Source organism: Streptomyces sp. NPDC086989 (genome assembly GCF_044745505.1).
Lineage (GTDB): Bacteria > Actinomycetota > Actinomycetes > Streptomycetales > Streptomycetaceae > Streptomyces.
The window spans coordinates 125,714-151,767 of record NZ_JBIVAL010000004.1 but is presented as its reverse complement, the minus strand read 5'-3'; the positions used below and the strand labels follow the sequence as shown (position 1 = coordinate 151,767).

At 74.3% G+C, this 26,054-nt stretch carries 25 protein-coding genes; 13 read left to right on the top strand and 12 right to left on the bottom strand.

The features are described from left to right. Positions 1–160: 160 nt before the first annotated feature. From ACIPK4_RS10375 to ACIPK4_RS10355, 5 genes are all read right to left on the bottom strand, one after another. Positions 161–859 (bottom strand): DUF4191 domain-containing protein, encoded by a 699-nt coding sequence (locus ACIPK4_RS10375; protein ID WP_054225534.1) that lies wholly within the window; start codon positions 857–859, stop codon positions 161–163. 10 nt (positions 860–869) lie between these two features. Beyond that, entirely contained in the window at positions 870–1,067 is a 198-nt protein-coding gene (locus ACIPK4_RS10370) for a hypothetical protein (RefSeq protein ID WP_054225563.1), read from the bottom strand. Positions 1,068–1,371: 304 nt separating this feature from the next. Then, on the bottom strand, positions 1,372–2,319 hold the full coding sequence (gene lipA, locus ACIPK4_RS10365) for a lipoyl synthase (RefSeq protein ID WP_054225535.1): 948 nt from the start codon (positions 2,317–2,319) through the stop codon (positions 1,372–1,374). Between the two features lie 110 nt (positions 2,320–2,429). Further along, the gene (lipB, locus tag ACIPK4_RS10360) at positions 2,430–3,227 is read right to left on the bottom strand and encodes a lipoyl(octanoyl) transferase LipB (RefSeq protein ID WP_402310906.1); all 798 of its coding nucleotides are present in this window, start codon (positions 3,225–3,227) and stop codon (positions 2,430–2,432) included. Positions 3,228–3,322: 95 nt separating this feature from the next. Continuing rightward, a complete protein-coding gene (locus ACIPK4_RS10355; protein WP_054225537.1) occupies positions 3,323–3,601 on the bottom strand; it encodes a hypothetical protein in 279 nt (92 codons plus the stop codon). Between the two features lie 173 nt (positions 3,602–3,774). Here ACIPK4_RS10355 and ACIPK4_RS10350 point away from each other — a divergent pair, with 173 nt between their 5' ends. Then, the gene (locus tag ACIPK4_RS10350; RefSeq protein WP_402310904.1) at positions 3,775–5,217 is read left to right on the top strand and encodes a regulator; all 1,443 of its coding nucleotides are present in this window, start codon (positions 3,775–3,777) and stop codon (positions 5,215–5,217) included. A gap of 78 nt (positions 5,218–5,295) precedes the next feature. Here the strand turns inward: ACIPK4_RS10350 and ACIPK4_RS10345 are convergent, their stop codons facing one another. The 3 genes from ACIPK4_RS10345 to ACIPK4_RS10335 form a co-directional block, all read right to left on the bottom strand. Beyond that, positions 5,296–6,552: an FAD-dependent oxidoreductase gene (locus ACIPK4_RS10345; protein ID WP_402310901.1), complete on the bottom strand. Its 1,257-nt coding sequence runs from the start codon at positions 6,550–6,552 to the stop codon at positions 5,296–5,298. A 158-nt stretch (positions 6,553–6,710) separates the two neighbouring features. Then, a complete protein-coding gene (locus tag ACIPK4_RS10340; protein ID WP_402310899.1) occupies positions 6,711–7,604 on the bottom strand; it encodes a TIGR01777 family oxidoreductase in 894 nt (297 codons plus the stop codon). A 49-nt stretch (positions 7,605–7,653) separates the two neighbouring features. Beyond that, positions 7,654–8,382 carry a VIT family protein gene (locus ACIPK4_RS10335; protein WP_402310897.1) on the bottom strand — a complete coding sequence of 243 codons (729 nt, stop codon included), beginning with the start codon at positions 8,380–8,382 and terminating at the stop codon, positions 7,654–7,656. Between the two features lie 89 nt (positions 8,383–8,471). On the opposite strand from ACIPK4_RS10335, the gene ACIPK4_RS10330 reads away from it, so the two are divergent. Next, positions 8,472–9,686 carry a PP2C family protein-serine/threonine phosphatase gene (locus ACIPK4_RS10330; protein ID WP_402310895.1) on the top strand — a complete coding sequence of 405 codons (1,215 nt, stop codon included), beginning with the start codon at positions 8,472–8,474 and terminating at the stop codon, positions 9,684–9,686. Positions 9,687–9,754: 68 nt separating this feature from the next. Here ACIPK4_RS10330 and ACIPK4_RS10325 read toward each other — a convergent pair whose 3' ends face one another. Beyond that, the gene (locus ACIPK4_RS10325) at positions 9,755–10,012 is read right to left on the bottom strand and encodes a hypothetical protein (protein WP_054225542.1); all 258 of its coding nucleotides are present in this window, start codon (positions 10,010–10,012) and stop codon (positions 9,755–9,757) included. Positions 10,013–10,119: 107 nt separating this feature from the next. Between ACIPK4_RS10325 and ACIPK4_RS10320 the strand changes: the two genes are divergently transcribed. From ACIPK4_RS10320 to ACIPK4_RS10310, 3 genes are all read left to right on the top strand, one after another. Next, the gene (locus ACIPK4_RS10320) at positions 10,120–10,491 is read left to right on the top strand and encodes an ArsC/Spx/MgsR family protein (protein WP_376200172.1); all 372 of its coding nucleotides are present in this window, start codon (positions 10,120–10,122) and stop codon (positions 10,489–10,491) included. 203 nt (positions 10,492–10,694) lie between these two features. Beyond that, a complete protein-coding gene (locus ACIPK4_RS10315) occupies positions 10,695–12,155 on the top strand; it encodes a PLP-dependent aminotransferase family protein (RefSeq protein WP_402310891.1) in 1,461 nt (486 codons plus the stop codon). 164 nt (positions 12,156–12,319) lie between these two features. After that, on the top strand, positions 12,320–12,868 hold the full coding sequence (locus ACIPK4_RS10310) for a hypothetical protein (protein ID WP_402310889.1): 549 nt from the start codon (positions 12,320–12,322) through the stop codon (positions 12,866–12,868). Positions 12,869–12,928: 60 nt separating this feature from the next. On the opposite strand, the gene ACIPK4_RS10305 is transcribed toward ACIPK4_RS10310, so the two are convergent. Further along, positions 12,929–13,837 (bottom strand): Gfo/Idh/MocA family protein, encoded by a 909-nt coding sequence (locus ACIPK4_RS10305; protein WP_402311768.1) that lies wholly within the window; start codon positions 13,835–13,837, stop codon positions 12,929–12,931. A gap of 269 nt (positions 13,838–14,106) precedes the next feature. Between ACIPK4_RS10305 and glnII the strand changes: the two genes are divergently transcribed. Beyond that, positions 14,107–15,126 carry a glutamine synthetase gene (gene glnII / locus ACIPK4_RS10300; protein WP_054226367.1) on the top strand — a complete coding sequence of 340 codons (1,020 nt, stop codon included), beginning with the start codon at positions 14,107–14,109 and terminating at the stop codon, positions 15,124–15,126. A 398-nt stretch (positions 15,127–15,524) separates the two neighbouring features. Next, positions 15,525–16,145, top strand: a complete 621-nt coding sequence (locus ACIPK4_RS10295; RefSeq protein WP_402310887.1) for a winged helix-turn-helix domain-containing protein — start codon at positions 15,525–15,527, stop codon at positions 16,143–16,145. Between the two features lie 105 nt (positions 16,146–16,250). Here ACIPK4_RS10295 and ACIPK4_RS10290 read toward each other — a convergent pair whose 3' ends face one another. Together ACIPK4_RS10290 and ACIPK4_RS10285 are read right to left on the bottom strand one after the other, a co-directional pair. Beyond that, on the bottom strand, positions 16,251–17,813 hold the full coding sequence (locus tag ACIPK4_RS10290) for a PepSY-associated TM helix domain-containing protein (protein WP_402310884.1): 1,563 nt from the start codon (positions 17,811–17,813) through the stop codon (positions 16,251–16,253). Between the two features lie 86 nt (positions 17,814–17,899). Further along, positions 17,900–18,490 (bottom strand): hypothetical protein, encoded by a 591-nt coding sequence (locus ACIPK4_RS10285; protein WP_402310882.1) that lies wholly within the window; start codon positions 18,488–18,490, stop codon positions 17,900–17,902. A gap of 203 nt (positions 18,491–18,693) precedes the next feature. Here ACIPK4_RS10285 and ACIPK4_RS10280 point away from each other — a divergent pair, with 203 nt between their 5' ends. The 6 genes from ACIPK4_RS10280 to ACIPK4_RS10255 all read left to right on the top strand — a co-directional run bounded on the left by ACIPK4_RS10280 (position 18,694) and on the right by ACIPK4_RS10255 (position 26,034). Then, the gene (locus ACIPK4_RS10280) at positions 18,694–19,296 is read left to right on the top strand and encodes a rhomboid-like protein (protein WP_402310880.1); all 603 of its coding nucleotides are present in this window, start codon (positions 18,694–18,696) and stop codon (positions 19,294–19,296) included. Positions 19,297–19,379: 83 nt separating this feature from the next. Then, positions 19,380–20,177, top strand: coding sequence for a tyrosine-protein phosphatase (locus ACIPK4_RS10275; RefSeq protein WP_402310877.1), 798 nt, complete (start codon positions 19,380–19,382; stop codon positions 20,175–20,177). A 107-nt stretch (positions 20,178–20,284) separates the two neighbouring features. Beyond that, on the top strand, positions 20,285–22,228 hold the full coding sequence (locus tag ACIPK4_RS10270; RefSeq protein ID WP_402310874.1) for a hypothetical protein: 1,944 nt from the start codon (positions 20,285–20,287) through the stop codon (positions 22,226–22,228). A 153-nt stretch (positions 22,229–22,381) separates the two neighbouring features. Continuing rightward, positions 22,382–23,866 carry a hypothetical protein gene (locus ACIPK4_RS10265; RefSeq protein WP_402310871.1) on the top strand — a complete coding sequence of 495 codons (1,485 nt, stop codon included), beginning with the start codon at positions 22,382–22,384 and terminating at the stop codon, positions 23,864–23,866. A 204-nt stretch (positions 23,867–24,070) separates the two neighbouring features. Next, positions 24,071–24,991: a metal-dependent hydrolase gene (locus ACIPK4_RS10260; RefSeq protein ID WP_402310869.1), complete on the top strand. Its 921-nt coding sequence runs from the start codon at positions 24,071–24,073 to the stop codon at positions 24,989–24,991. Continuing rightward, positions 24,988–26,034, top strand: coding sequence for a PDR/VanB family oxidoreductase (locus ACIPK4_RS10255; protein WP_402310867.1), 1,047 nt, complete (start codon positions 24,988–24,990; stop codon positions 26,032–26,034). Before ACIPK4_RS10260 ends, ACIPK4_RS10255 begins: the two co-directional genes overlap by 4 nt. The last annotated feature ends 20 nt before the right edge of the window (positions 26,035–26,054 follow it).

Genomic DNA, 26,054 nt, shown 5'->3' with positions numbered 1-26,054 from the left:
GGCCCCCACTCCCCCCCCCCCCACCCCAACCCCCCCCCGCCCCCCACCCCCCCGCCGGGGCCCACACCCCCCCGGCGGCCCAAAACGGCCCAGCCGGGCCCCCCGGCCCCGCCGGGCCGGGGGCGCCCCTTCTGTCGTATACGACGATCGGCTGAGCGGGTCAGCGCATCTTTCCGCCGCGCGGCATCCGCGTGCCCTTGGGCATCGGGCCCTTCGGCAGCGGCATGTTGCTCATGAGGTCACCCATGGCGCGCAGCTTGTCGTTGACCTGGGTGATCTGCGGGCCGGCCAGCACGCGCGGCAGCTTGAGCAGCGTCGTGCGGAGCTTCTTGAGCGGGACCTCGCCCTCACCGGTGCCCACGATGAAGTCGTGGACCGGGATGTCCGGCATGATCCGGGCCAGCTTCTTCTTCTCGGCGGCGAGCATCGGCTTGAGCCGGTTCGCGTTGCCCTCGGCGATCAGTACGACGCCGGCCTTGCCCACGGCCCGGTGGACGATGTCCTGGCTGCGGTTCATCGCGATGGCGGGGGTGGTCGTCCAGCCCCGTCCCACGTTGTCCAGTACGGCCGCGGCCGCGCCCGGCTGTCCCTCCATCTGCCCGAAGGCAGCCCGCTCGGCCCGTCGTCCGAAGACGATCGCCATCGCGAGGAACGCCACCAGGAAGCCCAGGATGCCCAGGTAGACCGGGTGGTCGATCAGGAAGCCGATCGCAAGAAAGACACCGAAGGTGACGATTCCCACGCCCGCGACGATCAGACCGACCTTCGGGTCGGCCTTGCGCGTCATCTTGTACGTCAGGGCGATCTGCTTCAGTCGCCCGGGGTTCGCAGCAGTCTCTGCGTTTGACTTCCTCGCCATAGAGCGAAGTTTACGTGGCCTGCGGGGTCCGGGTCGCCGCGGCCTCGAGTACGTGCTCGGTTTCGACCCGGTCCTTGGCTCGGCGGCGGTCCTCCAGAACGGCGGTCCACGCGTTGCGGCGGGCGCCGCTCATGAGCAGCGACTCGAAGCCCCGGAAGGCGTCGGTGAACGACGGAATGGCAATGGCGCGTACGGGCGCGGCCTGCATGATGTCGATCCCTTTCACAGTGCTCACGGTGTTCATCGGGGGGCGGGCGGGCACGGCGGGACGGCGCGACGGTGTGCGCCGGCGTGCGCGGTGCGTCGCATTATCGTCACTGACTGGTGTTACCAGGGCATGACCGGCCGGTCAAACGGTGATGAAACATTTACGCGGCCCGCCGGACTCTTCGTTACAAAGAGCCTAGGGGCCGCGTCGATGCGGTGTTACCGGGTGGTAAGACTTTGTGCGTGAGTTCACACAGTCCGTGTGGTAGCGCGCGTCACACCGCCGCGCGCCACTCCCTTTGCGATCAGACCCGGCTGCGCTTCTCCATCGCCTGGGCGTAGAGGCGCCCCGCACGGTACGAGGAGCGGACCAGCGGGCCCGACATCACGCCGGAGAAGCCGATCTCCTCGGCCTCCTTCGCCAGCTCCACGAACTCGGCGGGCTTCACCCAGCGCTCGACGGGGTGGTGCCGCGGCGAGGGCCGCAGGTACTGGGTGATGGTGATGAGCTCGCAGCCGGCCTCGTGCAGCTCCTTCAGTGCCTCCGAGACCTCCTCGCGCTCCTCGCCCATGCCCAGGATCAGGTTGGACTTGGTGACCAGGCCGTAGGCGCGGGCCTGGCGGATCACGTCGAGGGAGCGCTCGTAGCGGAAGCCGGGGCGGATCCGCTTGAAGATCCGCGGCACGGTCTCGACGTTGTGCGCGAAGACCTCGGGGCGGGAGGCGAAGACCTCCTCCAGGAGCTCCGGGACCGCGTTGAAGTCGGGGGCCAGCAGCTCGACCTTGGTGTGGCCGCCCTCGCGGCCCGCCGTCTGCTGGTGGATCTGGCGCACGGTCTCCGCGTACAGCCAGGCGCCGCCGTCGGCCAGGTCGTCGCGCGCGACGCCGGTGATGGTGGCGTAGTTCAGGTCCATCGTGACGACCGACTCGCCGACGCGGCGCGGCTCGTCCCGGTCCAGGGCCTCGGGCTTGCCCGTGTCGATCTGGCAGAAGTCACAGCGCCGGGTGCACTGGTCACCGCCGATGAGGAAGGTGGCCTCGCGGTCCTCCCAGCATTCGTAGATGTTGGGGCAGCCGGCCTCCTGGCACACGGTGTGCAGTCCTTCGCCCTTCACCAGGGCCTGCATCTTCGTGTACTCGGGACCCATCTTCGCCCGGGTCTTGATCCACTCGGGCTTGCGCTCGATGGGGGTCTGGCTGTTACGGACCTCCAGGCGCAGCATCTTGCGTCCGTCGGGTGCGACTGCGGACACGACCGGCTCCCTGTGACTTCGATTCTTCGGCGCCCACCAGGGTACGCCCGTAATTTCATACGCTCTTACGTCGGCCAACCTGGGGGCGGCCGGACGCATTCCCCCGGTCGTCAGCCCGCGGCGGGCTCGATCTCCCGGGGTCGCAGCTCGGCCTGCTCCAGTACGTCCTTCAGGTGGCGTTCGACGACCGGCAGCACGTCGGCGATGGTGATCTCGCGGCCCAGTTCGTACGAGAGCGAGGTCACACCGGCGTCGCGGATCCCGCAGGGCACGATCCGGTCGAACCAGGTGTTGTCCGGGTTCACGTTGATCGCGAAGCCGTGCATGGTGACGCCCTTGGCCACGCGGATGCCGATGGCCGCGAGCTTGCGGTCCTCACGGCGCTGCCCGGCGTTGGAGGGGGCGTACTCGGGGCCGTTCAGGCGGGCGTCGAACTCCTCGTCCGTCAGCCGCGGGTCGAAGTCGAGCGAGAGCCCGCCGATCTTGGGGCGCTCCTCGATCGGGTCGCCGAGCACCCAGACCCCGGAACGGCCCTCGACGCGGGTGGTCTCCAGTCCGAACTCGGCGGCGGTGCGGATCAGCGCCTCCTCCAGACGGCGGACGTGCGCGACGACGTCGACCGGCCGGGGCAGCTTCATGATCGGGTAGCCGACCAGCTGGCCGGGGCCGTGCCAAGTGATCTTGCCGCCGCGGTCCACGTCCACGACGGGGGTCCCGTCCAGCGGGCGCTCGCTGTCCGCGGTGCGCCGGCCGGCGGTGTACACGGGCGCGTGCTCCAGCAGGAGGCAGGTGTCGCCGATCTCGTCCGCGAAGCGCGCGGCGTGGACCCGCCGCTGCTCCTCCCAGGCCTGGGTGTACTCGACGTAATCGGGTCCGAAGCCCAGATGGACAAACCCAAGCTCAGCCACCGCAGCGCCTCCTCGTTGAACCTGCTGTGTGCACGCATCGCACCAGCCAAGGGTACGGCGGGCGGTTTCCGGCCCCTCGGTCGCCTTCCGACCCCTCAGTAACCCGGGGGCGGATCCTCCCCGGGGCCCGGGGGCAGCGGCCTGGGCCGCCTGCGGCCCCGGGGCGGGCGGTCCGGATCCTCGTCCGCCCGCGGCAGCCGCCGGTGGCCCTCCGAGTGGTCGTTGACCCAGCCGCACACCCCGCACGCGTACCGGCCGTCGAGCCCCGCGATGTACGTACCGCAGCGACGGCACTCGGCCTCGGTCAGTTCGGGCGCGGGCAGTGGCGCGGTGGCGTCGGCGGAGGTCTCCGCCCCGGTGGGCCTGCGGGTCATGTCGCGCAGCGTACGCGGACGGAGGGGGCCAGTCCGTAAAGGGCCCTACCGATTCTGCACACGATCGGATGAATGTGGGACAGACAGGGCGGTATGAGCGGTGTTCGCCGCTACATTCACGCCGTTCACAGGGCCGGGACTCCGGTCCGTCACGTCAGGAAACCGTGGAGCCGATGACGGAACGACCTGCCCAGCGCGTCCCCAACCGGCAGCTCGCGGCGCTGATCGCGGAAGCCGGGTTCTCCAACGCCGGTCTGGCCCGCCGGGTCGACCAGCTCGGCCTGGAACACGGTCTCGATCTGCGGTACGACAAGACCTCCGTGACCCGGTGGCTGCGTGGGCAGCAGCCGCGCGGGACCACTCCGGCGCTGATCGCCGAGGTCTTCACCCGGCGCCTGGGCCGGCGGCTCTCGGCTCAGGACCTGGGCCTGGACGCCTGCGCGCCCGTCTACGCCGGCCTGGAGTTCGCGGCCACCCCGGAGGAGGCCGTCGACATCGCCAGCGGGCTGTGGCGCAAGGACTCCGGCTCCCACGCGGAGCTGCGGAAGATCGCGTTCACCCCGGCCGGGCTGGTCGTGCCCAGCCGGGACTGGCTCATCGGGCGCCCCGACGAGCGGGTGGGCCGGGGCGCCGATCCCGCGGCCGCGGCCAGGGTCCCGGTGCAGGGCCGTGCCGCGGTGCCCCGGCAGCGGCAGATCGACAGGGGCCCCGGCCAGCGGGTGACCGGCGGGGACATCGCGGCGCTGCGGTCGGTGAGCGAGCTGTTCCGGGCCCTGGACCAGACGTACGGCGGCGGGCACGCCCGGCAGGCCCTCGTGCGCTACCTGGAGCACGAGGCCGAGCCGATGCTCCGCGGCACGTACGGGGAGACCACCGGCCGGCGGTTGTTCGCGGCCGCCGCCGACCTGACCCGGCTGGCCGGCTGGACCTCGTACGACATCGCCGCGCACGGGCTCGCCCAGCGGTACTTCGTCCAGGCCCTGCGCCTCGCGCAGGCCGCCGGGGACCGGCCGTACGGCTCGTACGTGCTGGTCACCATGAGCCGGCAGGCCGTCTACCTGGGTCACGGCCGGGAGGCGGTGCAGCTGGCGCGCGTCGCGCAGCAGGGCGTCGGCTCGGGGCCGCCGCCGGTGGTGCAGGCGCTCCTGCACTCGGCCGAGGCGCGCGGGCACGCGGTGATGGGCGACGTCCGGGCCGCGACGGCCTCGCTGGTACGGGCCGAGCGGGCGCTGGGCGCGGCCCGGCCGGGGGACGACGTACCGCACTGGGCGCGGCTCTTCGACGAGGCGCAGCTGGCGGACGAGTTCGGGCACTGCCACCGGGACCTCCAGCAGTACCGGGCCTCGGCGCAGCACGCGGAGCGCTCGCTCCAGCTGTGGGCGCCGGGTTTCGCGCGCTCGCGGCTGTTCTGCCGGGTGGTGCTGGCCACGGCCCGGCTGGGGCTGGGCGAGCTGGACCAGGCGTGCGCGCTGGGAGCGGAGGCGGCCCAACAGGCGATGGAGATGCGGTCGGTGCGGGCGGTGGAGTACGTACGGGACTTCGAGCGCAGGCTGGAGCCGTACCGGGACGCCTCGGCGGTCCGCACGTACCGCGACCGGGTCGCTGCACTGTCCTGATCACGGCGCGCCCGGCGGTCGGCGGGTGCCTGCACAGGGCCCGGTCCCCGTCGGGAACCGGGCCCTGGCGGAGGTTTCTCAGGCCACCGCCGGCAGAGCGGGTTCCGCGCTCGCGGGGAGGCGGATGCCGAAGTCGCGCAGGACGGCCGTGGCGGCGCGGCGGGCCGAGTGCAGCGCCCCCTGGACGGTGTTGACGTCGCGGTGGTCGCCGCACACGTACAGCCCGGCCAGGACCCGGACCGGACGGCGCAGGTCGTACGGCGGCGGCATCGCGGGGACGGCCTCCGGGACGTGGTGGACGGCCAGCAGCTCCCAGTCCCGGGTGCCGGTCTCGTACAGCCGGGCGAGGCGCGAGGCGACCGTGCGGGCGGGCGGCGGCGGGCCGAGCACCGTGGTGGTGACCAGGCTGCGGCCGGCCGGAGCCCGCACCGGGTCGACCGCGCTCATCACCGCGGTGTGGGCGACGGGCCACCGGGGATCGCCGTCGAGCAGGAGCGAGCCGTCCCACGGCAGCGGCGCGGCGGTGGCGTGGTGGATGACGGTGACCTCGTGGAACGCCGGCACCCGCAGCCCGGGCAGCAGTTCGGCGGCGGCCCGCGCCCCGGTGGCCAGGACGGCGGAGCGACAGCTGAAGTCGCCGTGCTCCTCGGTGGTGACCAGGTTCGTCGCCACCGACCGGACCCGGACCCCGGTGCGCACGGTGCCGGGCGGCAGCGCGGCGGCGAGCAGGTCGGGCAGAGCCGCGGCGCCGCCCTCGGGCACGGCGAGCCGGCCGCGGGCGAAGGTGCGCAGGGCCAGGTCGGCGACCCGGCTGGAGGTCGTGAGCTCCGGATCGCGGAGCAGTGCGGAGAGCAGGGGCCGCAGGGTGGCGCCGAGGGCCCGGGAGCGCAGGGCGGCCAGCGCCGTGCGCTCGGGGCGGGCCAGTACGCGTTCCACCGGCAGGGCGGCGAGCCGGCCCAGGTAGGCGCTGAGCCGGGCCTGGTCGAAGGATCCGCTGGCCAGCGCGCGGGCCGGGGTCAGCGCTCCGGCCCGCAGCTGCCTGCCGTCGGCGTGGACGAGCACCCCCGCCGCGAAGGGCCGCAGGACCAGGCCGACCAGGCCCGGGGTCCGGTCGAGCTCCGTGTACGAGGTGTTGAGCAACTGCCCGACCCGGTCCAGCCGGAACCCGTCGACGTGCTCGGTGGCCATTCGTCCGCCGGGATCACCGGCGGCCTCCAGGACGGTGACCGTGACCCCTGCCGCGATCAGGTGGTGTGCCGCCGCGAGTCCTGAGACCCCGGCTCCTACGATGACGACGTCCGCATGCTGTGCGGCGCGGTGCGAGCTGCTGAGCACGTGCCCCTCCCCGAGGTCGGCGCGGCTGTGTGGGAATCCTCCTTCCCCCAACCGGCTCCATGGGAACCCGAGTTCGGTCGGGTATTACGCTCCGGTCCGGTCGCACGCCGGTCGCATCCGGGTCACGGAAGGTCGCACGGGGGCGGGGGCGGGGCCCGTCACCGGCCGAGGGCGGACCTGATCGCCTCGTCGATCCCGGGGTGGCGGAAGGTGAATCCGGACTCCAGCAGCCGGGAGGGCAGCACCCGCTGACTGCCCAGCACGTCCCCGGCGAACTCCCCGACCACCACGCGCAGGACCGGCGCCGGAACGGGGAACGGCGTCGGACGGTGCAGCACGCGGCCCATCGCCGCGGTGACCTCACGGTTCGTCAGCGGCTCGGGGGCGGTCAGGTTGACGGGGCCGGACAGCTCGGGGGTGTCGATGGCGTACCGCAGCGCTGCGATCTCGTCGTGCAGCGAGATGAAGGACCAGTACTGCCGGCCGTTGCCCAGCCGGCCGCCGATCCCGGCCCGGAAGACGGGGAACAGCTTGTGCCAGGCCCCGCCCTCGGCGGCGACCACCAGTCCGGTCCGGGCGAACACCGTGCGGACGCCCGCCTCCTGGGCGGGGGCGGCGGCCGCCTCCCACTCGATGCAGACCTCCGGCAGGAAGCCCCGCCCCGCCGGGGCGTACTCGTCGACGGCGTGCTCGCCGGTGTCCCCGTAGTAGCCGATGGCGCTGCCGCAGACGAAGACGGCCGGCGGCGCGTCGAGCGCGGCGATCGCCCGGGCCATCGCGCCGGTGCCGCGGACCCGGCTGTCCCGGATCTCCTTCTTGTACGCGGCGCTCCACCGGCGGTCCCCGACCCCGGCCCCGGCGAGGTGGACGATGGCCCCGCAGCCGGCGAGCCCGGCGGGGTCGACGTATCCGCGGCCCGGATCCCAGGCCGCCTCGTCGGGGGCGGCGGGCGCGCGGCGCACGAAACGCACCACGTCGTGCCCGTCCGCCCGCAGGGATCGTACGAGGGCCTGCCCGATGAGCCCGTTCGCTCCGGTGATCGCGATACGCATGCCCCCATGATGCAGCCCCGTCCCGCGCCGGGGGTGCGGCGCGGCCCGGTCAGGTACCGCCCAGCCAGGTGCCCACCGCGTACGTGACCGCCATCGCCAGGGCGCCGCCCGTGACGTTGCGCAGGACCGCCCGCGGGACGGGGGCCCCGCCCAGCCGTGCACTGATCACCCCGCACAGTGTGAGCGCCCCCAGCACCGCCACCACCGTCACGGGCACCCGCTGTGTCGGGCCCGGCAGCACGATCGCCAGCAGCGGCAGCAGCGCGCCCACCGTGAACGCGACCAGGCTGGCGAACGCCGCGTGCCACGGGTTGGCCAGCTCGTCGGGGTTGATCCCGAGCTCGACCCGCGCGTGCGCCTTCAGCGCGTCGCGCTCCGTCAGCTGCACCGCCGCCTCCCTGGCGAGCTCCCGGTCCAGCCCCCTGGCCTCCAGGAGATCGGTCAGCTCCGCGAGCTCCGCCTCCGGCTCCTCCGCGAGCTCCCGCCGCTCGGTCTCCAGCGCGGCCCGTTCCGAGTCCCGCTGGGAGCTCACCGAGACGTACTCCCCCGCCGCCATCGACAGCGATCCCGCCAGCAGTCCGGCCACCCCCGCCTCCAGGATCGACGCGCGTGAGGTGGTGGCCCCGGCCACGCCCACCACCAGCCCGGCGGTGGAGATGATCCCGTCGTTCGCGCCGAGCACCCCCGCCCGCAACCAGTTCAGCCGTGTGCTGATCGCCGCGCTCTGCTCCGCCGGCCCGTGCGCACCCGTACCCGTACCCGCTCCCGCATCCGTCACGGGACCACTGTCGGCGCCCGGCCCCCGCAGGGCCACCCGGCGGGCCGGTCCGGGGTGCGCGGCCACCGCCCCCGTACCAGGGTGGAGGGGTGAGACGCCGACGCGAGGAGCCTGGCTGGCTGCACGGAAAGCCGCCACCGCGCTGGGCCCGTATTGCCCCCGTGGTGGCCCTCGTGGTGCTGGTGCTCGTGCAGCGACTGACCCGGGGCGAAGCGGAGGTGGGCTTCTTCCTGGCCGGCGTGCCCCCGGTGGCCGCCTTCGCCTACGGGGCCGCCGGCACCGCCGTCTTCGCCGCGATCGTGCTCGCGCTGCTCAGCGCGCCGTTCGCCGGATCCGCGCACCCGCGGGGCGCGGACCTGGCCACCGTGGCCGCGATCGGGCTGCTCAGCGTGGTGATCGCCTGGGTCCGCAGGCGCCGTGACGCGCAGCTGGTCAGCGTGCGGACCGTCGCGGAGGCGGCGCAGCTGGCCGTCCTGCCGCCGGTGCCGGACCGGGTCGGTCCGGTGCGCTGCGCCGGGCTGTACCGGGCGGCCCAGCGCGGAACCCTGGTCGGCGGCGACCTGTACGACGTACGGGCCGGGCCGTACGGGGTGCGGGCGCTGGTCGGGGACGTGCAGGGGCACGGCCTGGCGGCGGTCGGCACGGTGGCCGCCCTGCTCGGCGCCTTCCGCGAGGGGGTGCTGGACGATCCCGAGCTGGCGGGCGTGGCGGCCCGGCTGGACCGCCGGCTGCTGGCCGACGCCGCGGGCCCGGCGACCCCGGCCGGTTCCGCGCGGGCGGGACGGGGCGATCGGCCGGGCGATCGCCCGGGCCGCGACGACCGGGCGGATCCGTTCTTCCGGGGCGAGCCGGGCGCCCCGCAGGACCGCGCCACAGGCCATCCGGAGCTGTTCGCGACGGCGCTGCTGCTGGAGTTCCCGCCCGGGCTGGAGCTCGTGCGGATCGTTTCGTGCGGGCATCCGCCGGCGCTGCTGCTGCGGGCCTCGACCGTGTCGGAGGTGGCCGTGGAGCCGGGCCCGCCGCTCGGGCTCGGGCTCGCCGGGGCGGAGCTCGCGGTGGTGGCCGCCGTACCGCTGCTGCCGGGCGACCGGCTGCTCGCGCACACGGACGGGGTGACCGAGGCCCGGGACACGGCCGGCGAGTTCTACCCGCTGGCGGCCCGGGTCCCGGGCCTGGCGAAGGATCCGGAGGAGCTGGTCGAGGCGGTGTGGCAGGACCTGGTGAAGTTCACGGACGGCGGCCCCCGCGACGACGTGGCCCTGCTGGTGCTGTCCCTTCCGGACTCCGCGGACGGCAGCCGGTGACCGGCCGGGCCGGACGCGCCGGGCCGGACGCGTCGGGTCCGGCCCGGCCGGGCGGTGCGGTGCGGTGCTCAGGCTCCGTTGCTGATGATGAAGGCGCGGACCATCTTGCAGGTGACGTTCGACGGGCGGTGGATGCCCGTGCGGACCGCCATCGTGCGGATCTTCCGGTTGGTCGCGCGGCGGGCGTCGTACGTCCCCGAGTCGAGCAGGGATATCGCCAGCCGCATCGCCTTCAGCCGGCGGTTGTGGCTCTCGTACCATTCGCGGGGCAGGCCCGCCGGAAGCGGCTTCTTCTTGACGGGCCCAGCGGTCATGGCAGTGGCCATCTACAGCCTCCCAAACGGTAGTTGGCTTCCTGTCGTTCTCCTTCGATTTTACCGGGGAGCACTGACAGAAGCCCCTGGCCAGACAGGCTCCGGATAGGCTGCGGGCCATGGAGATCTGGATCAACCCCGCCTGTTCGAAGTGCCGCAGCGCGCTGACGCTGCTGGACGCCGAGGGGGCCGAGTACACGGTGCGCCGCTACCTGGAGGACGTGCCGACCGAGGCCGAGATCCGCGAGGTCCTGGGCCGGCTCGGCCTGGAGCCGTGGGACATCACGCGCACCTCGGACCCGCTCGCGGCGGAGACCGGCGTACGGGACCTGCCGCGCGAGGAGACGGACGCGGCCCGCGGGCTCTGGATCGCCCACCTGGCGGCGCACCCGAAGCTGATCCAGCGTCCGATCATCACCGCCGAGGACGGCACGGCGGTGGTCGGCCGCTCGGAGGAAGCGGTCCGCGAGGCCCTGTCCCGCCGGGCCTGAGCCGTCCGGCGAACCGTCCGGCATGAGCCGCCCGTTCTGAACCGGCCAGCCTGAACCGGCCAGCCTGAACCGTCCGGGCTGAACCGTCCGGTCGAGCCGTATCGCCTGAGCCGTCCGGCCCGGACGGGCGTCCGACGGCGCTCCCGGCAGCGGCCCATGCGGCGCCCGGGGGCGGCCCGGCGCGGCCGCCTACGCTCGCCCGTATGACGTCCGACGACACCGCCCCCGCGTCCGCCGCGGGCACCGGATCAGGCAGCGGCTCCGGCACCGGCCCCGGCGGGGCCGACCTGCACCTCGATCTTCCCCCGCACGGGGCCCGGCGGGCCGTCCTGGCCCGGGCCCTGCGGGACGCCGTGCGCAGCGGCCGGCTCACCGGCGGGACCCGGCTGCCGCCGTACCGGGCGCTGGCCGCCGACCTCGGGCTGGCCCGCAACGCCGTCGCCGACGCGTACGCCGAGCTCGTGGCCGAGGGCTGGTTCACCGCCCGGCAGGGCTCCGGCACCCGGGTCGCCGAGGGCGTGGCCGTCCCCGCCGCCCCGGCGGCGCCCGCCGCGGCCGCCCCCGAGGGTCCCCGTCACGACCTGCTCCAGGGCAAGCCGGATCCCGCGTCCTTCCCGCGGGGCGCCTGGTCCGCGAGTGCCCGGCGGGCCCTGGCCGAGGCTCCCACCGAGGCCTTCGGGCCCGGCGATCCCCGGGGCCGCCCGGAGCTGAGGCGGGCGCTGGCGGCGTACCTCTCCCGGGCCCGGGGCGTGCGCACCGGCCCGGGGAACATCGTGGTGTGCTCGGGCTTCGCGAACGGGCTGCGGCTCCTCGCGTCACTGCGGCCCCGCGACTGGGCCGTGGAGGAGTACGGGCTCCCCTTCCACCACCGCATCCTCGAAGCCGCCGGGGTCAGCCCGCACCCCGTGGCCGTCGACGAGGACGGAGCCCGCACGGACGCGGTCCCGGACCGGGCGCGCACGCTGCTGCTGACACCCGCGCACCAGTTCCCGACGGGCGCCCGGTTGCTTCCGGCGCGGCGGGCCGCCGCCGTGGAGTGGGCCCGTACGACGGGGTCGCTGATCGTCGAAGACGACTACGACGGCGAGTTCCGCTACGACCGCAAGCCGGTCGGTGCGGTCCAGGGGCTGGCCCCCGGGCACGTCGTGTACGCGGGCTCGCTGAGCAAGTCCCTCTCCCCCGCGATCCGCCTGGGCTGGCTGGTGCTGCCGGACCACCTGGTCGACCGGGTCGTGGCGGCGAAGGGCCTGCGGGAGTCCTGGGCGAGCACCCTGGACCAGCTGGCACTGGCCGACTTCATCGAGTGCGGCGCGTACGACCGCCACATCCGCCGCATGCGCCACCGCTACCGCGACCGGCGCGACCGGCTGGTCTCCGTACTGGCTTCGCGCGCCCCGGAGTTGCGGGTGACCGGCATCTCGGCCGGCCTGCACGCGGTGCTGGAGCTCCCCCCGGGCACGGAGGCCGCGGCGCTGGAGGCGGCCGGGGCGGCGGGTCTGGCCCTGGACGGCCTCTCGGGGTACCGGCATCCGGCCGCGGCGGGGACGGGCGCGGGCAGGGAGGGGCTGGTGGTGGGATACGCGGCGCCGCCGGAAGCGGCGTTCGGCCGGGCGCTGGAAGCGCTGGCGGGGGCGGTGGGAGCCGTGGGCGCGCCCCGGCCGTAGCACGGGCGGGTCCGGACGGCGCCCGGCCGGTGCCGCCCGGCCGCCGCCGGCGGCTGTCGTGGGGCGGGACGGGCCGCGAAGGGGCCGGCACTCATCTCGTCCTCATCCGTCACCCCCTAGGGTGTATAGCGACCAAAAGGGATGTATCACACCAAGGGACGGCGATGACCGACACGAAGGACCTGCAGCAGCTCCGACCCCGGCTGCCCCCCGCGCGGCCGGACCTCCCCGCCCCGCGCCGGGGTGCCGACTGGATGTTCGGCGGGGTCTACGGGACCGTGCTCGCGTCCGGGCTGATGGCCGCGCTCAACCAGGAGGGCGAGGCGTTCACCCCGTTCCACGACGCCAGCTGGGTGCTGGTCACCGCCTGCGCGGCCGCCCTCGCGCACGGCTACTCGCACCACATGACCACCCATCAGACCCGCTCCGCCGCCCACCGCCTGCAGGTGCTCTCGCGGGTGCTGTGGAACGAGTGGCCGATGGTCGTGGCCACCCTCCCCACCGTCCTGCTCCTGGTCGCCGCCGGGTTCACCGGATGGGACGCGTACGGGGTCACCTCCGTCGGGCTCGGCCTGAACACCGCGCTGCTGTTCGCGTGGGGCTCCTTCGTGGCACTGCGCGTCGGCTACCGGATCGGTTCCGCCTTGCTGAGGGGCGTCGCGGACGCGACCCTCGGGCTGGCCATCATCGTGGCCAACGCGGTCATCAAGTAGCGCCCGGCCCCACACCGGCCCCCGCACCCGGCCCCCTGCCCCGCCCCCCGCACCGGGCCCTCAGGCCGGCAGCTGGGCCTCCGCCTCCGCCAGGATCTGCGTCAGCCGGGCCGCGAACTCCGCGTCGCGCGGGTCCGCCACCCCGGTCCGGGCAGCGGTGACCAGGGCGTCCAGGGCGCGCCCGTACGCCCCCGGCACGTCGGTCCAGTCCGGCAGCGAGAACACCCCTTCGGCCCCGCGCAGTTCCAGCCCGACCCCGGCCGCCGCGGCCGGCGCACCCAGGCTGAGCACGGCGGTGCTGGCGGCGCCCGAGGCGTGGCGCAGCGCGAGCTGGACCACGTCGGAGGGCCCCCGGGCGGCGATGACGGACGTGACGTCGCCCAGGACCGGGATCAGCACGGACAGCGCGTGCGGGCCGACGTCCCAGAGCCCGCCCTTGTCCTTGCGCCAGGGCGAGGCGGCGTAGGCACTGGGCGCGCCGTCGGGCGGGAAGACGGCGCCGAGCCAGTGGGCGCTCGCGGTGAACCAGCCGGAGCGGGCGGCCTGCTCGGCCACCCAGCCGGCGGCCGGCTCGGCGAAGCGGAGGGTGAGGAAGACGACGGAGGCGACGCCGTGCCGGGCGGCGGCGTCGGCCACGGCGCGGGCGTCCTCGACGGTGGTGGCGACGGGCTTGTCGAGGAGCAGGTGGCGGCCCGCGGCGGCGGCGCGCACCGCGAGCGGGGCCTGCACGTCCGGCGGCAGGGCGAAGGCCACGACGTCACAGTCCGCGAACAGCGCGTCGGGGTCTTCGTACACCTTCACGCCGTACGCGTCGGCCAGCTCGGCGGCGGCTTCGGGGCGGCGGCCCCACACCCCGGCGAAGTCGGAGCCGGCGTGCGCGGCGAGGGCGGGGGCGTGGGTGCGGTGGGCCCAGGGGCCGGTGCCCAGCAGGCCGACCCGGGGGCGGGCGGGAAGGCGGGGTGAGTCCATGGAGTCACCGGCCGAGGTCAAATCGTACGAAATGCTCACCTGCTCAGTGTGCCCCACTCGGACGGGTGTGCTGCCGTCAACCCGCACAACCCCCTCGAACTGCGGAGTAAACCTCGGTAACACGGGGTTCACACCCGGGCAACGGAAGAGAAATCGCGTGCGGGCACGCTGCGGCATACACCGCAACGACACCGCAGCACCGCGAACGCAGCACCCGCAGCAGCACCCGCTGAGTCTGCACCGGAGCGACGCACCGAAGGATGGGGCCCGTGAGCTACAAGGCTGAGTACATCTGGATCGACGGCACCGAGCCGACGGCGAAGCTGCGCTCCAAGACGAAGATCCTGGCCGACGGCGACGCGCTGCCGGTCTGGGGCTTCGACGGATCGAGCACCAACCAGGCCGAGGGCCACGCCTCCGACCGCGTGCTCCAGCCGGTGTTCTCCTGCCCGGACCCGATCCGCGGCGGCGACAACGTCCTCGTGCTGTGCGAGGTCATGAACATCGACATGACCCCGCACGAGTCGAACACCCGCGCCCTGCTCCGCCCGGTCGCCGAGCAGTTCGCGAACCAGGAGCCGATCTTCGGCATCGAGCAGGAGTACACCTTCTTCGACGGCATCCGGCCGCTCGGCTTCCCCGTGGGCGGCTTCCCGGCCGCACAGGGCGGCTACTACTGCGGCGTCGGCTCGGACGAGATCTTCGGCCGCGAGATCGTCGAGAAGCACCTGGACCACTGCCTCGCGGCGGGCCTGAGCATCTCCGGCATCAACGCCGAGGTCATGCCCGGCCAGTGGGAGTTCCAGGTCGGCCCCGTCGGCCCGCTGGAGGTCTCGGACCAGCTGTGGATCGCGCGCTGGCTGCTCTACCGCACCGCCGAGGACTTCAACGTCTCGGCGACGCTGAACCCGAAGCCGGTGAAGGGCGACTGGAACGGCGCGGGCGCACACACCAACTTCTCCACGAAGGCGATGCGCGAGGACTACCGCGCCATCATCACCGCCTGTGAGGCGCTGGGCGAGGGCTCGAAGCCGCTGGACCACGTCAAGAACTACGGCGCCGGCATCGACGAGCGCCTGACGGGTCTGCACGAGACCGCCCCGTGGAACGAGTTCAGCTACGGCGTGTCCGACCGCGGCGCCTCGGTCCGCATCCCGTGGCAGGTGGAGAAGGACGGCAAGGGCTACATCGAGGACCGCCGCCCGAACGCGAACGTGGACCCGTACGTGGTGACCCGGCTGATCACGGACACCTGCTGCGCGGGCCTGCAGAAGGAGGGCCTGGTCTAGGACCGGTCCGGACTGCGTGACGTGCGCGCCCGCCGAGCCCCCGTGGCCCGGCGGGCGCGCACGTCGTGGGGGGCCACTGGAGGCCTTCTCGCGGAATTTGGGATTCCGCTCCACTGGTTGAGACGAGGTCTGCCCCGGGACCCCCGCATCTGCTTCAATGGACCCATGGCCAGCCCTTTGCACACCTCGAACGGTCGCAGCGACCTCGAGCCGTTCTGGCCGTCCCGTCAGGATCACGATTTCGACCGGGTGTGTTGCCGCGCGAAGAACGCGCCGGCCCCCTAAAGCCTCCAGGAACCTCCACCGGACGTTCCCCGCCGAGGCCTTCGGTCTGCGCGGTACGCGATGACGTACGCACGTCTCCTGCCGACCACTCCGCGTGAAAGAGCCGACCACTCATGTCTCACACCCGTTCCCTGACCTCTGCCGCCTCCACCGCGACGGCGAACGCTGCGACCGTGCCCCACACCTATCCGCCCAGTCCGCGCCACCGGCTGCGCGCCGTGGACCGCAACGAGGCCGCCCGCGTGGTCGACCTCCTGCCGCCCGGCGCCACTTGGCTGCCCGCGCCCCAGCACACCCTGCCGGCACTGCCGGGCCGGCCGCCGATGGTCGGCTACCTGGTCCTCGTACCGGCAGGGGCGGCGGACGGGCAGCCTCCGATCGCCTTCGCCCCCCAGTCCGTTCCCGCACCGGCCGCTCCGCAGGCCGCGCCGGACGCCGGGACCACCACCGGGGACGAACTCGTCCGCATCGACCCGGCGCAGCGCACCGCCGAGGTCGACGGCCAGGTACTCGACCTGACGTACCTGGAGTTCGAGCTGCTGGCCCACCTGGTGGCGCACCCGCACCGGGTGCACAGCAGGGACCAGCTGGTGACCACCGTCTGGGGCTACGGTCACGTCGGCGACGGCCGGACCGTGGACGTCCACGTCGCCCGTCTGCGCCGCAAGCTGGGCGCGGCGCACCGCGGGGCCATCCAGACCGTGCGCCGCGTGGGCTACAAGTACGCGCCCTGACGGTGCGGCACGGCACCGCACGGCACGGCACGGCGTACGCCGGTGGGCCCGTACTCCCCTCGCGGAGTACGGGCCCACCGGGCGTTCAGGCGCCGGCCGTCCGGATCAGGCGGCGGCCGCCCCGGCGCGGCGCGCCGCGACGGCGCCCAGCAGGACGTCGACGGCCAGGAACGCGACCAGGCTGATGCCGAGCAGCGGGACGAACCAGCCGACCACGGCGGTCACGGCGGCGAGCGGGAGCAGCAGGGTCAGCGGCACCTTGCGCCAGGCTCCGCGCGGCTGGGGCCGGCCGGCCGAGAGGGCGCGGTCCTTGGTGGGCCGGCGCAGCCACCACATCCGGTAGCCCCAGAACACCAGGAACATCACCGCGACGGCGAGCGCGGCGAGCGCGATCTGGTTGGCGAGGCCGAGGGTCTTGCCCATGTGGAGGTCGATGCCGAACCGCGTCAGCTTCGCGAGGAGGGGGTAGTCGGCGAAGCGCAGTTCGTCGATGATGCGGCCGTCGGCGGGGTCGACGGCGACGGAGTCGAGGTGGACCGGCAGCTGCTTGTCCTGCTCCTTGATCACGTAGCCGTTGCCCTTGGCGGGCAGGGTGATGCGCAGCTCTTCGGTGACCCCGGCGGCGCGGGCGGCGGCCACCGCCTTGTCGATGCCGATGTCCGCGGTGGGCGGCGTCGCGGGCATCTCCATGCCCGGGGTCATCCCGTGCCCCGCGTGGTCACCGGAGCCGGAACCGGAGCCGGAATCGGAACCGGGTGCGAGGGCCGCGGACACGGAGGGGGTGGCGCCGCCGAGGCCGTCCTGGAGCTTCCCGATGTGCTCGCCCGCGTACTTCGACCAGGTCAGGCCGGTGGCGGAGAGGGCGACGAGTCCGATGGCGGCCCAGATGCCGACGGCCCCGTGCCAGGACAGGGTCTTGCGGCGCCCGGTGGCGGCGCGGTCGGGCAGGACGAGCAGGGCCTTGCGGGAGCGGCGGCGGCCGATCCACAGGGCGAGGCCGCCCAGTGCGACGACCCACAGCCAGCTCGCGGCGAGTTCGCTGTAGTTCCGGCCGAACTCGCCCAGCTGGAGGCTGGAGTGGAACTCGCTGAGCCAGGCGCGCAGCGGCAGCGCGTCACCTGCGGTGGTCAGCGTCCCGTTGACGTGGCCCGTGTACGGATCCACGAAGACGGTGCGGGTCCGGCCTTCCTCCAGCCCTGGAGCCTCCATGATCACGCGGGTGGTGGCCTCGGCGTCGGGCGCGGGCCACACGCCCACGACCTTGCCCTCGGGGACGGTGGCCCGGGCGGCCGTGACCTGGGCGCTGAGCGGCAGGGTGCTGTCGCGGACCTCGGTGACGGTCAGTTCGTCGGAGTAGAGGATCTTCTCGGCCTGCCAGGAGCCGGCGTACAGCAGGCCGGTGGCGGCGGCGAGGAACAGCAGCGGGGCTATCAGGATCCCCGCGTAGAAGTGCATGCGCAGGAGCAGCGGCCGCAGGGCCGCCCAGGTGCCGGACGAGGGCCCGGCGGATGCGGCGGGCGCGGCAGATGCGGCCGACGCGGCGGATGCGGCCGACGCTGCGGATGCGGCCGACGCTGCGGATGCGGCCGACGCTGCGGCGTCGGTGGTGGCGGTGGTGTCGGTGGTGGCGTCCGGGGTGCGGACGTCCTGGACCTCTTCGAGGGACATGCGTGTCCTAGGTGTTGGCCTGGCGGCGAAGACATGGGGGATCGGGCCCCGGGTCTCGCCCCCTCACCGATGAGGAAGTGCGCCGGTCAGGCGCAGGCAGGACGACCGGGGGCCGTGGCGCGGATGTCTCGCCGGCCGGGCGGACCGCGGCGCACCAGGGTGTGGGCGGGCACGGCACCGCGCAGCCCGCGCGGGGGCTCGTACGAGGGCCGGGGCGCGGGCGGTCCCGGCACGGGGGCCACCCGGGCCCCGGCCAGTGCGAGCGCGCGGGCGAGGGGCCGGGCCGCCAGCAGAGCGGCGGCGCCGAGGACGGCGGCCAGCCGGAAGACGGCGGCCTCGCCCCACGCCAGCCAGGCGGCGCAGAACAGACCGGCGAGGACGTGGGCGGCGACCATGCCGAGGCCGCCGTGTCCGGCCATGTCGGCCATGCCGGCCATCCCGCCGGCGTCGGCCATGCCGTGCAGGTGCGTCATGCCGTCCATGCCGGTCATGCCGTCCATCCCCGCCGCCCCGTCCATGCCCGCCATGCGGTGCACGGGCACGGGCCGGCCGGAGTGGCCGGCCTGGCCGGCGGAGAAGACCAGGTGCAGTACGCCCTGGACGGCGAGCAGGGCCGCGCTGATCCCGGCGGCTCCCCGGCGGCGCCCGGCTCCGAGCCAGGCGAGTCCGCCGGTCACCCCGAAAGCACCCAGAAGGCCTATCGGGGGGATACCGGTGTCAGACATGTACGAATGCCCCACAGCACCCAAGGTGGTGCACACTGCCGCGAACATCGCGGCCCGTGTGGCGCGCAGCGGCGCGGGGATTCCTGACATGGCTGAAACATGCTCGCACGGCCCCCGGCTCCACCAGTCCGAGGGTCGTATCCGATCATGATCGGATGAATTCACTGCTCTGGCCGCCTCCGGCCCTCGGCGTGGTGTATGCGAGTGGGGTCCAGCTCGGCGCGTACGCCTTGGAACGGCGGGGCGCGGCGGAGCGGGACCGGGTGCTGCGGGGCTGCTCGACGAACGTCGACAACCTCGCCGCCGGCCGCTGGGAGACGCTGCTGAGCAGCGCGTTCGTCGTCGAGGAGCCGATGCCGCTGCCGTACGCGCTGCTGCTCGTCGCGGTCCTCGGGTACGCGGAGTACGCGTACGGGGCCTGGTGGACGGCCGCGGTGTTCCTGTTCGGGCATTCCACGGCGACGCTGCTCGTCTTCGGCGCGCTGCGCCGGACGGCCGGTCCGGCGACCCGGCGGGCCGTGGACGTGGGGGCCAGCTACGGCTTCAACGCCGTGCTCGGTGCACTGACCTCGGCCCTGCCGCGCGGCCCGGTGCGCACGGCCGCCCGGGTGGGGCTGCTGGCGCTCGCGGTACGGCCGGTGCTGAAACGGGAGCGGACCTTCACGGACGCCGGGCACCTCGCGGCGCTGGGGATCGGAGTCGGCCTCTCACTCTTCCTCGATTACCGCTCCGGAACAAAACATCTGAAAATCGGGTGAATGCCCACCGCGAGGGCACCGATGTCACCCGTCGACCCCGCTCGCACCGCCATCGCCGTACGCAGACCGCTGGAGCCGCCACGATGACCACGACCACTCCCTCCACCACCGTCGCCAACCTCCGCGACCTCGGTGGCACCCCCCTCTCCGGCGGCCGCACCGTCCGCCCGGGCCTGGTCCTGCGCTCCGGCCAGCTCGACCGGCTCGACGTCGACGCCGATCCGGTCGTGGCCGCGCTGGGCCTGCGCACGGTCATCGACCTCCGCACCGACGCAGAGCGCGGCGCCCACCCGGACCGGATACCGGAAGGCGTTCGCCTGCTCGTCCGCGACGTCCTCGCCGACAAGCTGCGCTCCGGGGAGATCCCGGCCGCCACGCAGCTCAAGGACCTGCTGTCCGACCCGGCGGTGGCGGAGGAGCACCTGGGCGGCGGCAAGGTGCAGGCGCTGTTCGCCGACACCTACCGGTCCTTCGTGTCGACCGCTTCCGCGCAGGCCGCGTACCGGACCCTGCTCCTCGAGCTCGCGGACCCGGAGGCGGGCCCGCTGCTGTTCCACTGCACCGCCGGGAAGGACCGTACGGGCTGGGGCGCGACCGTCGTCCTGTCGCTGCTCGGCGCGGACGACGAGACCCTGATGGCCGAGTACCTCTCCGTCAATCCGGCGGTCAAGCAGGCGTTCGCGTCGATGATCGAGGGGTTCATCGTCGCCGGCGGCGACCCGGACATCGCGCTGGGCCTGATCGGGGTGTTCCCCGAGTACCTGCAGGCCGCGCTCGACGAGGTGGTCGCGCGCCACGGCTCGATGGAGGGCTACGTGCGCGAGGGGCTCGGCGTCCCGGACGCCGCGGTCGAGGCGCTGCGCGCCCGTCTGACGGCCTGATCCGGCATCCGGGTCCGGCCCGCCGCGGCCCTCCCGCGGCGGCATTCGACCCGAACGTGTGACCTGACGGCGGGTGACCATCCGACGATTCGCTCGTTCTGCTGAACGTGACTGCGCCGGATACCGCCACCCGCCCCCCGTCTCCCGTGCCGCCCGACGTCGAGCTGGCCGAGGCCGCCATCGTCGAGCACTACCCGCGGCTGGTGCGGCTCGCCTATCTGGTGCTGCCGCCCGCCCTCGGCCGCAACCGGCGCGTGCTCACCGCGCATTCGCTGGTCCAGCGGGCCCTGCCGCGCGGGCGGCGCGGGGCCGGTGCGGAAGCCGCCGCCGCGGCCGCCGTGCAGGGCGGGGTGCCGGGCCAGCGCGGGACCGCGTCCGCCGAGTCGGGATACGCGTACGTCCGGCTGCGGGTGCTGCGCGCCGCCCTGGAGGCCGGGATCCCGCTGACCTTCCGGGCACTGCCCCGGCGGGCGCAGCTGCCCCCGCTGCTCCCCCAGGTGTGGGGGCTGCGGCTGTTCCCGCGCTCCGGCGGGGCCGAGGAGCTGGCCCTGGACCAGTGGCTGGCCACCCTCGACGGGCCCGGCCGGGCGGCATGCGTCCTGCGCGCCCTGGAGCGGCTGCCGGAGGCGGAGGTACTCCGGGTGCTCACCGAGGCGGGAGTCGCGAACCCCGGGGCCGCGGTCACGGAATCCGGGGATCCGGCCCACGACGCGCTGTTCGCGTCCCCGGAGTTCGATCCGTGCGTGCTCCAGGCCCGGCCCACCGACCTGTTGCGCCGGCGCCGGTTCGCGCGGGCCGCCCTGGTCGCCGCGGCCGCCCTCGCCGTGTGCGGGGCGCTGCTCGCGCTGCCCGGCGGGGGCTGGGGTGCGGACGGGGCCGCGGCCCCGCCGTACGCGCAGAACGCGGCGGCGGAACAGGCCCTGGATCCGGGCAGGCTGGTCCGGGTGGCGCCCACCGCCTGGCGTACGTCCTCCCGTACGGACTTCTCCACCTGGCCCGCCCGCGGCGACCGCACCGACGACGCCGAACTGCTGCGCCGGGCGCTGGCGGTCTGGGCCCGGCCGGGCTCCACGGTGGTCGCCTCGGCCACCCCCGGCACGCCGCCCGGGCCGCCGATGGGACCGCCGCAGCTGCTGTTCGCGGGCACCGTCGACCAGGCGGTCGTGGTCCTGCTCTACGACGGCCTGCGCGTGGTCCGGTACGCCGAACCGCGCACCGGGACCTCGGTCGCCGCCCTCGACTTCGCCCGGACCGACGGGGCCTCGGCGGACACCGCCACCGCGCTGGTGCTGAGCCGGGTCGACGGCAACGTCCGCTACCTGACCGCGCCGTGGGTCACCGGAGTGGGCCTGCGCGACCTGCTCAAGCCCGGCGACGCCCCGACGGCGCTCAAGCCGAACCAGGACGGGATCACCCCGCCGGTGGCGAGCCCCGCCCCGAGGGGCAGCTGCACCGGCTGGAACGCCCTGGCCCTGACCGGCGCCGGCACCACCCGGCTGGTCACCGACCTCGGCGAACTGACCCCGGTCCGGCTGACCTCGGGCGCGCCGGGCGCGGAGCGCGACGTGGCGGAGGGTGCGGAGCTCGGTGACTGGTCGCGGATCGCGTGCCTGCTGCCGTCGGTCCGCTCGCACGGTGTCCGCAGCGTCAACGCCTGGACGTACGCGAAGCAGCCGCTGCCCGAGGGCGACGGCACGGCGACCTGGCTGTGCACGCGGGCCGAGACCTGGTCGGGAACGGAGGACCGGGTGCAGGCCCAGTTCCTCACCCCGGGCGCCCCGCTGGCGGCGCAGGCCGCGAAGGCGGAGGGCTCGCCGGCGTGCGGCCCGCGGGAGCCGCGGGTGCTGGCGGGCGTGCTGTGGAAGTCCAAGGCGGGCCAGTGGTACGTGCTGGCTGCGGGCAGCGCGCAGTTCGCGTCGCTGTCGGTGTCGGGCGGCGGGGTGAACGGTTCGGCGAACGGCAACCGGCTCGCGGTGAAGGCGCCGGCGGGCGCGCAGGTGGAGCTGGCGGGCAAGCTCACGGACGGTACGAAGGCGGGGGTGCTCCGGTAGCTCCACAGCAGTGGGTGAATCTTCAACCGTCAACAACGGCCGGGGAGTTGGCGGGATCCGGACATGACTGCCACCGCATGGACATGGCATGATCGGATTCCGGTTACCACGCGGTAACCCCCCACACCCCTCACGTACCGAAGGTTCACCCACGTGCGCTTGCTCGCCCGACGCCTCCTGCTGCCCGGACTGACCACCCTGGCGCTCACCGCCACCGGCTGCTCCTCGACCCCGCACACCGGCCTGGCCGACGCGGCCGCCCCCGCCAACCTCGCGCCCACGGGCGACGGAACGTCCCAGCAGCTGGAGGTCGCCGCGGCCCCCCAGGGGACCCCCACCCCGGCCGCCGTGGCCCGCGTCGGCGGGAAGGGCAAGCCGGAGCAGTCCTCGCTGAAGGTCGCCTCGTACGACCAGGCGACCGGACGGGCCGTCATAGCCAGGGCCCCGCAGGGGCCCGCCCCGTCCTCCTCGCCGAGCCGGAAGCCGGAGCCGGGGAAGAGCACCGGCACGGGCAAGTCCCCGGGCTCGGGCAAGTCCCCCGAGACCGGCAAGTCCCCGGACACCGGCACGTCGCCCGACGCCGACAAGCCCGTCGCGGTCGGCGACGTCATCGCCAGCGCGCCTGCGCCCGGTGCCCCCAACGGCCTGCTCGCCAAGGTCACCGAGGTCGTCGGCAAGACCGACCGCGGCACCGAGGTCAAGACCGCCTCCACCACGCTGTCCTCCGTCCTGAACGACGACAAGGCCGACGGCAAGGTGCCCGTCGACCCGTCGTCGGTCACCGTCGAGCCCCTGATGAAGGGCGTCACCTTCTCCTGGGCCAAGAGCGGGGGCGTGAAGTTCGGCCCCCAGGGCGCGAAGCTGCCCCTCGGCAACCTGCGGCTCGACGTGAACGCCGCCGTCGACACCGCCCCGGACGCCCCCGCCTCGGCCGGCGCCTCGGTCTCCGGCTTCGTCCAGCTCGCCCCGCAGGTGGAGTTCGCGTACGACGGCAGCGGCGGCTCCGGCCCGCGCGGCGCCTTTCTCGGCATGAGCGGCGACTGGTCCTCGCAGTGGAAGCTCCAGGGCCGCGCCGCCGCGAGCACCGGGGCGCCCAAGCGGATCCCCTTCGCGAAGCTGCACAGCGCCCCGGTCATCCAGGTCGGGCCCGTCCCGGTCGTCGTCAACCTCGACCTGACCTGCTACGTCCAGGTGGAGGCCGACGGCCGCGTGACCCTCGACGTCCAGCAGGACGTCAAGGGCGACTTCAAGGTCGGCGGCAGCTACGCCCTGGGCAAGGGGTGGACGCCCGTCAGCCAGTCCAACGTCAAGAGCACGCCGGTCACGGCGACCGTCACCGCCTCCGGCAAGGTCAAGGGCGCGCTCGGCGCCGAGGCCTCCGTCGGCCTGTACGGCGCCGTCGGCGTCAGCGCGGACTTCGCCCCCTACCTGCGCGGCGAGGCCGACGCCAAGGCGACCGCGTCCAGCGACGGCAAGACCTCCCTCAGCGGCGCCTGGGCGCTGTACGGCGGCTTCGACCTGAGCGGCAACCTGCACCTGCAGCTCTCGCTGTTCGGCACGCCGCTCTTCGAGCGCAAGATCCCGCTGGGTTCGCTCAACCGTGAGTGGGCCCTCGTGAGCGGGCACGCCGGACGGTGACCGGAGCCTGAGGCACCCCGGAGCCCGGAGTCCGCAGGCTCCGGAGCCCTCCCCCAGAAGTCCCCGAAGTCCCCCGGGCGCGGCCTTTCCGCCCGGGGGACTTCTGCGTGCGCGGGGGACTTCTGCGTGCCCGGGGTGGCCGGGCCGGAAGTTGGTGGCCGCCGAGGGGTTTTCCTCTCCCGTACCCCTCAGTACATTGACGCCATGTCTAATACGCCGCTCGCGCCCGCCCCCGTGGCGTCGGAACACACCGAGCTCAGGGCGCGGAACGTGTCCTTCGGCTGGGAGGGCACCCCCCTCCACTGGCTGCCCGGCGACCCCTTCGCCACGCACACCATCAACGTGCTGCACCTGCTGCTGCCCGCGGGTGAGCGCTGGTTCGTCCACGTCTACAAGCAGGTGCTCCCGTACATCAAGGACGAGCGGCTGCGCGCGGACGTCGTCGGGTTCATCGGCCAGGAGGCCATGCACGCCGCCGCGCACGACGACGTGCTCCCGCACCTGAGGCGCCTCGGCCTGGACCCGACCCCGTACACGGCGCAGGTGGACTGGCTCTTCGAGAAGCTGCTCGGCGACCGGACGCTGCCCCCGGGCAGGGCCCGCCACTGGTGGCTCATGGAGCGGGTCGCGATGATCGCGGCGATCGAGCACTACACGGCGTTCCTGGGCGACTGGGTCCTCAACGCCGACGAACTGGACCGCCGGGGCGCGGACCCGATGATGCTGGACCTGCTGCGCTGGCACGGCGCGGAGGAGGTGGAGCACCGCTCGGTGGCCTTCGACCTCTTCATGCACGTGGACGGCAACTACCGTCGGCGGGCCCGGACCTGGGCCACCGCCTTCACGGCACTGGTCTTCCTGTGGCAGCGCGGCGCCCGCTTCTTCATGGAGAACGACCCGGAGCTGACCGGCGCCAGGGCCTCCCTCGGTCAGTTCTTCCGCGCGGGCCGGCAGGGCACGCTGCCCTCGACGGGCGCGATGCTCAGGTCGATCCCGACGTACCTCTCCCGTACGTACCACCCCTCGCAGGAGGGCTCGACGGCCCAGGCCGTGGCCTACCTGGCCTCCTCCCCCGGCGCGAACGGCGGCGCCAACGGCGGCGCGAACGGCGGTGCCCCGGCATGAGCCGCTCCCTGAAGGCGGCGGCGGTGGCGGGCGCCGTGCTGCTGACCCGCCGCGCCCTGCGCGGGCGCATCGCGCGCTCGCCCCTGTGGCCCCTCCCGGCGCTGGAGACCCCGATCTCGGGCCACTCCCCGCGCCGTTGGCTGCCCACCGTGATCGTCTCCCGTACGGAACCGGCCGAAGGCGTCCTGCAGTTGACGCTGGAATCCCCGGACCTCCCGCCGTGGACCCCGGGCGCGCACGTGGACGTCCGGCTCCCCTCGGGCCTGGTCCGCCAGTACAGCCTCTGCGGCGACCCGGCCGACACGGGCCGCTACACGATCGCGATCCGCCTGGTCGAGGACGGCCGCGGCGGCTCCCGTGAGGCGCACGCCCAGCTGATGGAGGGCGCCGGACTGGCGGTCCGGCCGCCCCGCAACCACTTCCCGCTGGAACCCTCCTCCTCGTACCTCTTCGTGGCGGGCGGCATCGGCATCACGCCCGTCCTGCCGATGCTGCGGGCGGCCACGGCGGCGGGTGCGGACTGGACCCTCCTCTACGGCGGCCGCAGCCGCGCCTCGATGCCGTTCCTCGGCGAACTGTCGGCCTACGGCTCCCGGGTGACCGTCGTCCCGCAGGACGAGGCGGGCCTGCCCGACCTCTCCGCGCCGGCCGCCGCCGCCCCGGGCACGCTGGTGTACTGCTGCGGCCCCGACCCCCTGATGACGGCGGTCCGGGCGGCCGCCCCGGACCCCTCGGCCGTCCGCCTGGAGCGCTTCGCCCCGGCCTCCGCGGCCGGCCCGGCCCGCGCCTTCACGGTGGAACTCCACCGCTCGGGCCGCACGATCGAGGTCGCCGCGGACGAATCCGCCCTGACCGCCGTCCGCCGGGCACTGCCCACCACCCCGTACTCCTGTGAGCAGGGCTTCTGCGGAACCTGCCAACACCGCGTCCTCGCGGGCGAGGTGGACCACCGCGACACCCTCCTCACGGACGGGGAGCGCGAGGACTCGATGCTCCTGTGCGTCTCGCGCGCGAAGGACGATCACCTGGTCCTGGACCTCTGAGCCCCGCAGGACGCCCAGTA

Coding starts and splice junctions, on each gene's coding strand:
- ACIPK4_RS10375 (WP_054225534.1), bottom strand. CDS start 859: ATGGCGAGGAAGTCAAACGCAGAGACTGCTGCGAACCCCGGGCGACTG.
- ACIPK4_RS10370 (WP_054225563.1), bottom strand. CDS start 1,067: ATGCAGGCCGCGCCCGTACGCGCCATTGCCATTCCGTCGTTCACCGAC.
- ACIPK4_RS10355 (WP_054225537.1), bottom strand. CDS start 3,601: ATGACCCGCAGGCCCACCGGGGCGGAGACCTCCGCCGACGCCACCGCG.
- ACIPK4_RS10350 (WP_402310904.1), top strand. CDS start 3,775: ATGACGGAACGACCTGCCCAGCGCGTCCCCAACCGGCAGCTCGCGGCG.
- ACIPK4_RS10340 (WP_402310899.1), bottom strand. CDS start 7,604: ATGCGTATCGCGATCACCGGAGCGAACGGGCTCATCGGGCAGGCCCTC.
- ACIPK4_RS10325 (WP_054225542.1), bottom strand. CDS start 10,012: ATGGCCACTGCCATGACCGCTGGGCCCGTCAAGAAGAAGCCGCTTCCG.
- ACIPK4_RS10320 (WP_376200172.1), top strand. CDS start 10,120: ATGGAGATCTGGATCAACCCCGCCTGTTCGAAGTGCCGCAGCGCGCTG.
- ACIPK4_RS10315 (WP_402310891.1), top strand. CDS start 10,695: ATGACGTCCGACGACACCGCCCCCGCGTCCGCCGCGGGCACCGGATCA.
- ACIPK4_RS10310 (WP_402310889.1), top strand. CDS start 12,320: ATGACCGACACGAAGGACCTGCAGCAGCTCCGACCCCGGCTGCCCCCC.
- ACIPK4_RS10305 (WP_402311768.1), bottom strand. CDS start 13,837: ATGGACTCACCCCGCCTTCCCGCCCGCCCCCGGGTCGGCCTGCTGGGC.
- ACIPK4_RS10295 (WP_402310887.1), top strand. CDS start 15,525: ATGTCTCACACCCGTTCCCTGACCTCTGCCGCCTCCACCGCGACGGCG.
- ACIPK4_RS10290 (WP_402310884.1), bottom strand. CDS start 17,813: ATGTCCCTCGAAGAGGTCCAGGACGTCCGCACCCCGGACGCCACCACC.
- ACIPK4_RS10280 (WP_402310880.1), top strand. CDS start 18,694: ATGAATTCACTGCTCTGGCCGCCTCCGGCCCTCGGCGTGGTGTATGCG.
- ACIPK4_RS10275 (WP_402310877.1), top strand. CDS start 19,380: ATGACCACGACCACTCCCTCCACCACCGTCGCCAACCTCCGCGACCTC.
- ACIPK4_RS10260 (WP_402310869.1), top strand. CDS start 24,071: ATGTCTAATACGCCGCTCGCGCCCGCCCCCGTGGCGTCGGAACACACC.
- ACIPK4_RS10255 (WP_402310867.1), top strand. CDS start 24,988: ATGAGCCGCTCCCTGAAGGCGGCGGCGGTGGCGGGCGCCGTGCTGCTG.